This is a genomic window from Tannerella serpentiformis, assembly GCF_003033925.1.
Lineage (GTDB): Bacteria > Bacteroidota > Bacteroidia > Bacteroidales > Tannerellaceae > Tannerella > Tannerella serpentiformis.
In genome coordinates, this window is record NZ_CP028365.1 from 2532411 (window position 1) to 2544478 (window position 12068).

Here is a 12068-nt window from a genome sequence, read left to right on the forward strand (position 1 = left end):
GTGTGGGTGAGCCTCTCGGAAGGTACACTTCAGGGCGTCGGGTCAATAGCCGGGGTTCTGCTTCAAGGCCCGATTTCCGCCGAGTGCCTTGCGGGGGATCGGGAGGATGAGGTGTCGGTCGGATTTGACGTAATAGGGGGCAATGGGGTAGTTGTCCCAAGCGTGGAAGCGGACTAAGTCGAACCATTCCTCACTGTTTTCGGTGAAGAATTCCAGCCATTTATGGCGGAGGATCATCTCCAAGAGGCGGGAGTCCGGAATGGCCTCCACGTAGGCCTGGGTATATCCAGCGCGGTCGATGCAGAGGATCTCCTTCAGGGCCGCGCGTGCGGCGGTGGGGTTGCCCAGACGCGCCTCGGCCTCAGCGATGAGGTAGTACATCTCGGCCAGACGGATGTAGTAGTGCGAATCTTGTTTGGTGCCCGCCAGGCCCTCCGTGATGGGGTACTTATTGTTCACCACCTCCGGCCGCCCGGGATCGAGGTCCTTGTATATGGCTGCGAAGCGCTTGTCTGGCACGCTATCGGAGGGGGCCACGGCGCTGGCCAGCTTACTGGTGACCGGGCCGGCCGTCGAACGGTTCCAGACTCCGTCGCTGTAGAGCTCATCGGGGGCCATCGCGTAGACGGCGAAGAGCATTTCCTGCGATTGGAAACTGTTCACGAAGAGTTGCTTGAAACTGTCCTCCAGCGCGTAACCGGCCGCGGGCGCCTCGGCGATCACTTGACGCGCCAGGGTGGCCGCCTGGGCGAACTCCTTCCTGTAGAGCATCACGCGGGCCTTGAGCGCCTTGGCGGTGAGTCGGCTCATGCGATAGTGCGTGTTCGTCTCGGGGGCCTTGGCAATGGCTTCGTCCAGATCGGAGAGGATGGCGCGGTAGCTCTCCTCCACGGAGGCGCGCGGCAGGGCCGTATTGTCTTTGATGGAGCGATTGCCGGGGTAGAGGACGATGCCATAAGCGGACGTGCGGTCGTAGAACTCGCCATACTGACGCAGCAGCATGAGGCGGGCCAAGGCGCGCGAACATTTCACCTCGCCCACGATCTCCGTGCGGCGCGCGGGGCTGAGCGACTGGATGGCGGCGGTGGACTCCAGGTGCTCGAGGATCGCCGAGGCGTTCTGCACCACGAAGTAGAGCTCGATGTAGTTGCTTTCCACACCGGTGTTGTCGTCCGTCACCTCGTTGTCGGCAAAGCCGTCGATGCCCGCGATGTTCACTTCGTTCTCGACCCCGGTGAGGGCACCGAGCAGATGGCGCATCCAGCCAATGCGGTAGGTGCGCCAAGAGAGATAGACGCCGTTGAGGGCCGCTTCGGCCGATTTGGCGTCGGTGATCACGTTGTTGTCCGTCAGCTTGTGCTCCGGTTCGATCTTATCTAAGCTGCCTACCAATTCGCAGGCCGTGAGGGCCAAGGCCAGGCAGAGACCTATGATAGCATGTGTCGTTTTCATTACTGTATAGTTGGGGATGTGTGGAAATTAGAACTGTAGGTGCACGCCAAACGATACGGTGCGGCTCAGGGGGTACGGATCGGCGTCGTTGCCTTGTCCGCGGTGTATGCCGGAGCCCACGAGCTCAGGATCCAGTCCGGGCCAGGCCGTGAGGGTGAACAAGTTGGTGACCATCGCAAAGACGGATGCGCTCTGTACGCCCACGAGGCGCAGGGCCGCCTTGGGGAGTCGGTAGGTCAGGGTGATGTTCTTCATCCGCAAATAGGAGGTGGAGTAAATCATGCGGTCGTTGGTCTTCGCATTGTAGCTGCTGTACTGTCCGTAGACGAGTCGGGGGAAGAGCGCATCGCGGCGTTCCGGCGTCCAGGTGCGGCGGAAGGTCTCCCGGGTGATGCTCTGCCCGAGGGTGCTCTCCAGGTCCAGCCCCACGTCGGAGTAGAACGCCTTGCCGCCCTGCGAGAACTGCATGAAAAGCGAGAGGTCCACGTTGCGATAGGTGAGCGTATGGTTCCATCCGCCGAAGAACTTGGGCAGGGGCGACCCGATCACGGTGCGATCGTCCGACGTGATGCGGCCGTCGCCATTGACGTCCTCCAGAATGTAGTCCCCCACGCCGAGGGACGTTTGGTAAGCCCCGTAACCCTTCGCTGCTGCCTGAGCGTTAAGGCGGTCGATCTCCGCCTGATCCTTGGCGATACCCTTGGTCCGGAAGCCCTTAATCACGCCGACGGGTTCCCCCTCGACGATCAGATCCTGCATCTGACTGTTCAGGTTGGCCCCGTTCAGCTTCAAGACCTTGTTGCGGTTTGAGGCGATGTTGAACGACGTGCTCCAGGTGAAGTCCGCCGTGCGGACGATGTCGCCACCCAGCTCCAGTTCGAAGCCGCGATTACTCATGTCTATCAAGTTGGAGGTATAGCTGTTCATGCCCGATTCGGCTAAGTAGGGCGAATTGACAAGTGCGCCCTTCGTCGTGCGGTTGTAGAGGTCGATTGAGCCATAGAGCCGATGGTCGAAGAAGGAGAAGTCGATACCGCCGTTATACTCCGTGGTGATCTCCCAGCGGATGTCACGGTTGGGCAGGTTGCGCTCCAACCACACGCCCGGCTTCTCGCCGTAGCGTCCGCCTTTGGAGTAGTAGCGGAGGTAGGAGAAGTCGTCCACGTTCGTCGACCCCGTCTTACCCCAGCTTAGTCGCAGCTTAAGGTCGTCTAACCAGCTGCACGCCCCCGCCATGAACTGCTCATTGCCCAAGCGCCAACCCAGAGAGACGGCCGGGAAGACAGCCGTGCGATTGTTCGGCCCAAACTTCGACGAGGCGTCGCTGCGGAGGCTCAGTTCGGTCAGGTAACGCTGCGCATAGTCATAGCTGACACGCGCGTAGGTGGAGTTCAGTCCGCCGCGGGCATAAGCGTCCATGATGGGCAGGTAGGTATTGGCTGACCCTATGTTGTCCATGTCCGATTCGTTGAAGAAATCGCTAGCACTCAGCGTCCGGAGCTGATAGTGCGTACGGTCAGCACCCACGCCCAGCAGGGCCGCCAGGTTATGGTGCCCGAAAGAGCGGTTGTAATCGAGCCGGACGTTGGCCGACGTCTGCGTCGTTGTGCTGTATTCCTCGCCCAGCTCAGCCTTCAGCTCCACGCCCGGGATAAGCGACTGCGCATGCGAGGGGATGAAGGTGCGGTCGCGCTGACCAAAGACAGAGACGTTGACTTCAGCATGCGCCTTGAGACCTTCCAAGATCGTCACGTCCGCATACCCATTGCCCATGAATTGACTCGACACGGCGCGGTTCTTCCGGTCCCTTACCGCCACGGGGTTCGGGCTCATGATGGGCACACCGTAGAGCGGCGTCGCATCGAAGCGCATGAAGTTGCCCTGCTCATCACGTACCGGCAGATCCGGGCGCATGCGCCACGCCGTCAGGCCCTCCTGAAAGCCTTCCCGCAGGTTGCCCGAATGGCGTGCCGATCCCGAATAGCTCAGCGTAGCCCCAGCCTTGACCCATTTCGAGACCTCCGTGTCGATAGCCATCCGTCCGCCGTAATGCTTCAGGCGATCGTTTTTCATCAGGCCCTCTTGATCCATCGCGTTCAGCGACACGGAGTAGTTCGTCACCGCCGATCCACCTCGGAGTGAGACGTAATACTGCTGCGTGGTGGCGTTCCGGTGCGTGATTTCGTCGTTCCAATTCGTGTTTGCACGACCGAAGACGTCGTCACGCAACCCGTTGTAAGCCGTCAGTTTATAGAGGTACGTATCCTCGTCCAGCGTCGCTTCCACTTTCCCGAACGATTGGAGCACGGTGTACATGTTTGCGTCCATCATTCCGCCCAGGTTCTCGCGGATGTGGCGCACCGTTCCGTCCATGATCTCGCCCTGCAGCTGCCTGAACTCCGTCGGGTTGAGTGGGCTGTATTCCTTGATCGGGTTGCCGACGGAGAGGGTGTAACCCGCATCAATCGTCATCTTTTCGTTCTTCCTCCCGTTGCGCGTCTTGACGATCACCACGCCATTGGCACCGCGCGAACCATAGATGGCCGTAGCCGAGGCGTCCTTGAGGATGTCGACACTCTCAATGTCGTACGGTGAGATGGCCAGCAGCGGATTCAGGTTGTTGTCCTCGACGAAGTAGGGCATACCGTCGATCACGTACAGCGGGGCGTTGGACTGTTTCGTCATCTTATCCCGCGGTATGGGCGACGTGATGCCGCGTACATTAATCAGTGGCCCAGCCCCTGGCGCACCGCTCGATTGCACACTGAAGACGCCCTTCACAGCGCCGCCCAGCATGCCGTCCACCGTCGAGGCCGACCGTGCCAGCCGCTCGATGTCGTCGTTCTTCAGCGACGAGATGGAGCTCGTCAGGCTCTTCTTGTCCTTGCTTCCATAGCCGATCACGACCAGGTCGTCCAGCATTTTGCAGTCTGGCACCAATCGCAGATTCAGCGTGCTACCTGCCACCGCAGGCAGTTCCATCTGCTCGTAGCCCACGTAAGAGACTACCAGCGTAACGTTCGGACCCTCCACCGTGAGCGAGAAGCGCCCCTCTAAATCCGTCGTTGTTCCCGTCGTCGTACCCTTCACGACGATGTTCGCACCCACCACCGGCTCGCCCGTTTCGTCCACGATCCGTCCCGTGATGATTCCTTTCTGTTGCGTTGCTGTCATGTGGCCTGTTGTCGGGTCAAACTCCGCAGCCCAAGTTGGCTGTAACCCCGTTGCGGCCACGATGCAGAGTGACATCATGGCCCATCCAAGCCTCCGCCCGCCATGCTTTTTACAATCGTATTTGTAGGTCATAAGGTGTATGGATATAAAGTATTCGTTGTCGATGTTTTGGTTTGAAATCTCACCACTCATTCTCGTCAGATGCACATTGGCACCGAGCAAAATGAACGGCGCGAAAATAGAAACTTTCATTAACTCGCCCATGATCGTAACAAATCGCCGCTCTTTTTGCGCTCTTTCTTGCATTTGTAAAGTATAGAGGCGGGCGTTGCACCGCAATCCACCATTCCGACGCTCATCCATGCCCACTTGCCCGCCGCACCAAGACTTCGACCCCCATCCAAGCCTCGCTATGCCTTATGACAACTCTTTTTCTCCTCACAAGCTACTTTTATATGCTATGAAAATCGTTTTTCACTTGTGGGATAACTTTCATAGTCTATGAGGGTCATTTTTCACTTGTGGAATAACTTTCATAGCCTATGAGGATCATTTTTCATTTGAGAAGTAGCTCTTATAGCCTATGAAAATCGTATTCTACTTATAGAAAAACTTTCATAGCTTATGCGGATCGTTTTTTATTTGAGTAGTAGTGCTTATAGCCTATGAAAATCGTATTCTAATTGTAGAAGAACTTTCATAGCCGATGAGGATCATTTTTTACTTGATGAGTAGCTCTCATAGACTATGAAAATCATATTTCGCTTGTAGAAGAACTTTTATAGCCTATGATGATTAGTTGTTGGGCGAAAAAGTTCCCTCATAAGGCGCACTGCCCTTTCGACGAAAGGCGAAGTGTTGACACATCACATGATGCCCTCTTTGACAAAAAACGAAGCCCCGTCGCGCAGTGCGACAGGGCTTCGACGGAAACGAATTGAATACAAAGACAGTCGAGATCACTCCTTTTCGAGAAAATCCGATTCCTCGCACTGAAATACCACCACAGTGCGGCAATACAAGTGGGGGAGTCAGGCAAAAAAAATGGCCTTGCGGCCATTTCTCATCTTTTGTCGGTAGCGAGACCCGGGATTGAACCGGGGACCTCATGATTATGAATCATGCGCTCTAACCAGCTGAGCTATCTCGCCTCTTGTTTCAAAAAGACGCCGCAAAGATAGACGTAGGTTTGACATACAAAAGCACCGACCTCTCTTTTTTGTCTTATCGACCCTGCGTTAAGTGATAGGCGCAAAACGTCACGGTGCGTTTTTTCTTCACAGATCCTTGCCGGTCTTCATTCTCGTTTTATATTTGCGACACGATAACGCAAGAGAGCGATCATAACACCGAGTTAAGCCGCACTTGTTCGATTGGGAAACTCATCATAAATATCAGAATTCCGAGACACGCTCTTGGCACCAATGGCGGGCTGCAACCTTCGGGTTTGCCTCTCGAGGCACAGCAGATTACAACGATGTCAATGGCACTCAAATCTTGTCATTCGGAGTTTGTTCAATTCCACAGTGCGGCTTTCATACGAGAGAGAGGTGACTTTTCAACGAGTCGCCTCTCTTTTTTTGCCCTCTGGCTTGCTCTGAGCTGTGGAGGAAGTGTAACGCACGGCTCCTTCCTGCGTCATGTCTGTAGAAAACCTAAATAGACACGGACATGAGACGAATCTATCTCCTATTGATCGGCATACTGGCCGCAGCATGTGCTACTTACGCACAACAAACATTGACCGGGCGCGTGGTAGACGCGCAAAACCAACCTATTGAGTTTGCCAACGTGGCACTGTATGCGTTGCCCGACTCATCGCTTGTGACAGGGACAATCACCGATGCTCGCGGGGCGTTCGCATTAGAAGGTGGCGCGGCCAAGCGCACGTTCCTCAAGGTCTCCTTTGTGGGCTACGAGACGCGTACGGTCGAGGCGCCACAGTCAGGCGTGACCGTCACGCTGAATCCCGAATCCACGCAGTTGGGCGAGGTGACGGTACGGGCTCAGCGACCTGCTATCCGACTGAAGAGCGATGCGCTCGTGGCGTCGGTGCAGGGCTCGGTGTTGAGTCAGGCGGGTACGGCGAATGATGTGCTTCGTCGGTTGCCCTCGCTGACGACCGATAACAAGGGCGTTTTCTCCGTCTTTGGAAAGGGTGAGGCCAAGATCTACATCAACCGCCGTGAGGTGCGCGACCTCTCGGAGCTGGATCAGCTGAACTCGGCCGACATCCGCGACGTGGAGATCATTCGCAATCCTGGTGCACGCTACGACGCCTCGGTGAAGGCCGTGATCCGTATCAACACGGTGCGGCGCGCAGGCGATGGCTTCGGGTTCGACGCACGATCCAGTTGGTATCAAGGCGAGACGACCGACCTCCGCGAGCAGGTGAATGTGAATTGGCGCAAGAGTGGCTGGGATGTCTTTGGCACCGTCCTTTACGGTCGCGGCGAGTACATACAGGATAGCCGCATCACGCAGTTGACGCGCCTGGATACGCTTTGGCGGCAGGAGAACCAGCTTTACGGCACGGGCGTAGATCAGTGGGTGCGCATCACGGCCGGCACCAACTGGGAGATCTCGCCCAAGCATTACGTCGGCCTTCGCTACACGCTTTCGCCCGGCATGCTTTCCGAGACAGGACACCCGACCTTCAACAGTATGGTGTACGCCAACGGGGCTTTTTACGACGAATGGAAGAACCGTGAGGATAGGCGCGAGACGTCCGACCCATCGCACCGCCTCAATGCGTATTACAACGGGACGGTGGGCCGCATGGGAATCGACTTCAATGCGGACTACTACACGAGTGGTAGCACGTCGCGGGCACACGTGGAGGAATCGAGCCGCATGCAGGAAGATCGCGTTGTGAACTCAGAAAATCGCGTACAGAATCGCCTTGTGGCTTCGAAGCTGATTCTGTCTTACCCCGTCTTGGGTGGCGAGTTCTCCCTCGGTGGCGAATATGTCCGCACGCACCGCACAGACACGTACAGCAATCCCGAGCGTATCGTCCCGTCGTCGGACATGACTGTAGACGAGTGGAACGGCAGTCTCTTCGCGGAATATGCACGGACAACGCCCATCGGGCAGTTGGGCGCTGGGCTGCGTTACGAGCATGTCCGCTCAGATTACCTCAGCGACGGCCGACCGCTCGCGGGGCAGAACCGCAGCTATAACCAGTGGTTCCCGAGTGTCTCGTTCGGCACGCGGGCGAAGGGCGTCGACCTGCAATTGGCTTACACGGCCAAGACGCAGCGCCCGACTTATCGCCAGCTGAGCAGCAACGTGTATTACGCCAATCGCCTCTCTTTGCAAACGGGCAACCCGCTGTTGAAGCCCACCGTGACGCACGACGTGAGCCTTACGGCCTCGTGGCGCATCGTGCAACTGATGGCAAGCTATAAGATGAATCGTGACGCGGTGGTCTACTGGACGGAGCGCAGCAAGTATGACCCGAAAGTCTCCCTGATCACCTTCCGTAACCTCGATCGCCAGTCTGCGCTGACGGTCTTTGCCACGGTCACGCCGACCATTGGGCTGTGGACGCCGCAACTGAGCGTGGGCCTCGTGAAGCAATGGGCCGACGTGGACGTAGACAACGAAACGATCCGATATAACGACCCAATGCTCCAAGCCTCGCTCAGCAATTCGCTCCGCCTACCGGCCGGATTGCTCCTGACGGTTGACTTGCGCTATCAGGGCACGGGTGATTATGAGAATGTGCATCTGACCGAAAAGTCGTTCAGCGTCAATGCGGGCCTCACACGGTCATTCTTCAACGACCGGCTGCGCGTGGAGCTGAAGGGTTGGGACATCTTCCGTGGACGGAAGGACGGCAATCTGTTGCGCTTCCCACGGATGGAGCTCTATCAGAGCAACCGTTACGACACGCGTGAGCTTGAGCTGACCCTGCGCTACCGGTTCAATGCCGCCAAAAGCAAATACAAGGGTACGGGCGCAGGTGTGGGAGAGATCGACCGACTGTAGCGTCCCTGCCCGAAAAGAAAGAAGGAGGTCGCCGAAATTGCTCCGACGGCCTCCTTCTCGATCAATAAAAATGAGAGAAAAAAACCTTACTCTAATCAGTACAACCCCTTGTAATCTCCCAGGATGAGCGTCATATCCGTAGCCGAGGTGTAGGTAAACGGGAACGTATTGCCGTCGTTGATTCGGATCCGGTAGTCGCCGTATTCCAACGGGAACTCATACTTCAGGTTGTAGGGGCAGGTGCAATTGGCTTGCGCCGAAGCCACATCGCGCTCCTCGATGTGGATCAACTGCCCGTTGCGGGTAACATGCAGCTCGATTTTCGCGGCGCACTGGTAGACCACACTGTCGTGGTGGATCTGCAGCCGACCGTTGCCAAGCGCCTTGAGGCGGAGTACCTCGTGCCGACCGACGATGGAGGTCGTGTCGTCCGTGCCGTCCGATCGGAGGTTGGAGAGGCAGCCCGAGTTGGTGAAGTGATAGGCCTTCAAAGTGGCCGAAGGACTTTCACTACCCGCTTCACTCTCGCTACAGCCACCCAGACCCATCAGCAGTGTCATCGTCGCCATGCTGTAGACCAAAAACATTTTCGCTTTCATATTTTGTTTCGGATTGATTGTTTCTGCTCTTACGGATGTTTGGCGCGGGGCAGACGCTGCATGTCTTGGGCGTTTCTTACTCGATGATCGACACCCAGCCGAACTCGTCCGGCTCGTCGCCGCACTGGATGGCGCGCAGCTTATGATAGAGCTTCTCGCAGACTGGGCCCACGTTGCCATCCTTGGCGATGACGTACGACTTGTTTTCGTCCAAGTCGTCGATCGCAGAGATGGGGGCGATGACGGCTGCTGTGCCGCACTCGGCCGCTTCGTCGAAGGTGGCGATCTCCTCGAAAGGCACCGGTCTACGCTCCACGGTCATACCCATGTGCTCGGCCAAATGCATGAGGCTCTTGTTTGTGATCGAGGGCAGGATGGAGTTTGACGCGGGCGTGATGTACGAGTTGCCGCGTATGCCAAAGAAGTTGGCTGGGCCGCATTCGTCGATGTACTTCTTCTCTTTCGGGTCGAGGTAGAGCACGGCGGCGTAGCCTGCTTCGCGTGCTTTGGAACCGGCTGCGAGGCTGGCTGCATAGTTACCGCCGACCTTCACCATACCAGTGCCATGAGGTGCGGCGCGATCGTAGCCTCGCATGATGCAGACCTTCGAGGGGCGGAAACCGGTCTTGAAATACGGTCCCACGGGCGTAACGAAGATGACGAAGAGGTACTCCGTAGCGGGTTTGACGCCTACCTGCGCACCGGTACCGATGAGCAGCGGGCGGATGTAAAGCGACGATCCGCTGCCATAAGGCGGCACGAAGCGCTTGTTAAGCAATACGACGCGGCGCACGGCCTCTTCAAACTTCTCCACCGGCAGCTCGGCCATCATAATGGCGCGGCTGGAGGCCTGGAGGCGCTTAGCGTTCTCGTCCATGCGAAAGACACGGATGCGTCCGTCCTTGCCCATAAAGGCCTTCAGGCCCTCGAAGGCCTCCTGGCCATAGTGCAAGCAGGTGGAAGCCATGTGAATGTCGATGTTTTCCGAAGAGGAAACCTCGAGTTCACCCCATGCGCCATCGCGGTAATAACATCTCACATTGTAATCCGTCTTCATGTAACCAAACGGAATCTCAGACCAATTGATTTCTTTCATGGTTGCGTCTTGTTTTTGATGTGTTGTATTAATGTTTGGAAAATAACTACGCGCAAATGTAACGTCCCGGATGAGATATGAAAGCATTCGGCTCTTTTTTTCTGCTAAAGTATTTCGTCAAGCGACTTTTTAGCGTCGCTGCGTGCCAGCGGGCCCGTCAAGCGACTTTTTAGCGTCGCTGCGTGCCAGCGGGCCCGTCAAGCGACTTTTTGGCGTCGCTGCGTGCCAGCGAGTCCGTCAAGCGACTTTTTGGCGTCGCTGCGTGCCAGCGGCTCCGTCAAGCGACTTTTTGGCGTCGCTGCGTGCCAGCGGCCCCGTCAAGCGACTTTTTGGCGTCGCTGGGTGCCAGCGAGTCCGTCAAGCGACTTTTTGGCGTCGCTGCGTGCCAGCGGCGCCGTCAAGCGACTTTTTGGCGTCGCTATGTGCCAGCGAGTCCGTCAAGCGACTTTTTGGTGTCGCTGCGTGCCAGCGGCTCCGTCATGCGACATTTTGGCGTCGCTGGGTGCCAGCGAGCCCGTCATGCGACATTTTGAGGCGCCTGCGTGCCAGTGGCTCCGTCATACGACATTTTGAGGCGCCTGCGTGCCAGCGACGCCGTCATGCGACATTTTGGGGAGCCTGCGTGCCAGCGGCACCGTCATGCGACATTTTGGGGCGCCTGTGTGCCAGCGGCGCCGTCATGCGACATTTTGAGGCGCCTGCGTGCCAGCGGCTCCGTCATGCGACATTTTGAGGAGCACTTTTGATCCAGCGAGTCCAGTAAGTGAGTCGCCAGCGATCGAAAGACGGAGTGCCCCCGCGTCAACTGCCGCGCCACTATATATAAAGGTATAGGCGAACCGCCCCGTTGACCTTCGGCCATTCCTCTTGCGAGGTGTGCCCCCCGCTTCATTCGGATACTTTTGCGGGGCAAAACGGGAGTCCATCTCCTCCATCAAAACAGAAAGGAAAACGAATCATGTTAGGAGCTATCGTAGGCGACATTGTGGGGTCGCGATTTGAGTTTAATAACACGCACCGGACGGACTTTGAGCTGTTCGCGCCCGAGTGTGGATTTACGGACGACACGGTCTGCACGGTGGCCGTGGCCGACGCGTTGCTACGCGGCGTGGATTTCGGGCCGACGCTCCACAGCTGGTGTCGCCGCTACCCGTATCCCACGGGCGGCTACGGCGGACGCTTCCGGCAGTGGATAGCCTCGGACGATCCGCAGCCGTACTTCAGTTTCGGCAACGGTGCGGGCATGCGTGTTTCTCCGTGCGGGTGGATCGATGGGCCGATGGACGATATGCTGGAGGCGGCCCGGCAGTCGGCGGCCTGCACCCACAACCACCCGGAGGGGATCAAGGGTGCTCAGTGCATTGCCGAGTGCATCCGCACCTTGCGCGACGGTGGCGGACGTGAGGCGGTGCGCGCTGTCGCCACCACGCGCTACGGCTACGATGTCAGCGAGACGTGCGACGAGATCCGCCGGACGAATCGTTTCGACGTGACATGTCAGGTCACTGTGCCGCAGTCCATCGTTTGCTTCTTGGAGAGCACCGATTTCGAGCAGGCCGTGCGCCTGGCCATCTCCATCGGCGGCGACAGCGACACGATCGCGGCCATGACGGGCAGCCTGGCCGAGGCCTTCTACGGCATCCCCGACGCCATCGCTCGGCAGGCCCTGGCGTGCCTGACGCAGGAGATGCGTGACGTGGTCATACCGTTCATTGCCCAGCGCCCCATTCAGCTGATCCGGTGAACCCCGCTTT

At 57.7% G+C, this 12068-nt stretch carries 6 protein-coding genes and 1 tRNA gene; 2 read left to right on the forward strand and 5 right to left on the reverse strand.

The annotated features are described in order from the left end of the window. Positions 1-42: 42 nt before the first annotated feature. The 3 genes from C7123_RS10695 to C7123_RS10705 all read right to left on the reverse strand — a co-directional run bounded on the left by C7123_RS10695 (position 43) and on the right by C7123_RS10705 (position 5777). Positions 43-1452, reverse strand: coding sequence for a RagB/SusD family nutrient uptake outer membrane protein (locus tag C7123_RS10695; protein WP_037998436.1), 1410 nt, complete (start codon positions 1450-1452; stop codon positions 43-45). Positions 1453-1479: 27 nt separating this feature from the next. Then, complete coding sequence (locus C7123_RS10700) at positions 1480-4626, reverse strand: SusC/RagA family TonB-linked outer membrane protein (protein ID WP_069175014.1); 3147 nt, start codon at positions 4624-4626, stop codon at positions 1480-1482. Between the two features lie 1077 nt (positions 4627-5703). After that, a tRNA-Met gene (locus C7123_RS10705) sits at positions 5704-5777 on the reverse strand. A 520-nt stretch (positions 5778-6297) separates the two neighbouring features. On the opposite strand from C7123_RS10705, the gene C7123_RS10710 reads away from it, so the two are divergent. Next, positions 6298-8619 carry an outer membrane beta-barrel protein gene (locus C7123_RS10710; protein WP_069175015.1) on the forward strand — a complete coding sequence of 774 codons (2322 nt, stop codon included), beginning with the start codon at positions 6298-6300 and terminating at the stop codon, positions 8617-8619. Positions 8620-8714: 95 nt separating this feature from the next. Here the strand turns inward: C7123_RS10710 and C7123_RS10715 are convergent, their stop codons facing one another. Both C7123_RS10715 and C7123_RS10720 read right to left on the reverse strand, forming a co-directional pair. After that, on the reverse strand, positions 8715-9218 hold the full coding sequence (locus tag C7123_RS10715; RefSeq protein WP_159049905.1) for a hypothetical protein: 504 nt from the start codon (positions 9216-9218) through the stop codon (positions 8715-8717). 76 nt (positions 9219-9294) lie between these two features. Then, the gene (locus C7123_RS10720; protein WP_083206841.1) at positions 9295-10401 is read right to left on the reverse strand and encodes a branched-chain amino acid aminotransferase; all 1107 of its coding nucleotides are present in this window, start codon (positions 10399-10401) and stop codon (positions 9295-9297) included. Positions 10402-11272: 871 nt separating this feature from the next. Between C7123_RS10720 and C7123_RS10730 the strand changes: the two genes are divergently transcribed. Next, the gene (locus C7123_RS10730) at positions 11273-12058 is read left to right on the forward strand and encodes an ADP-ribosylglycohydrolase family protein (protein ID WP_069175018.1); all 786 of its coding nucleotides are present in this window, start codon (positions 11273-11275) and stop codon (positions 12056-12058) included. Positions 12059-12068: the final 10 nt, after the last annotated feature.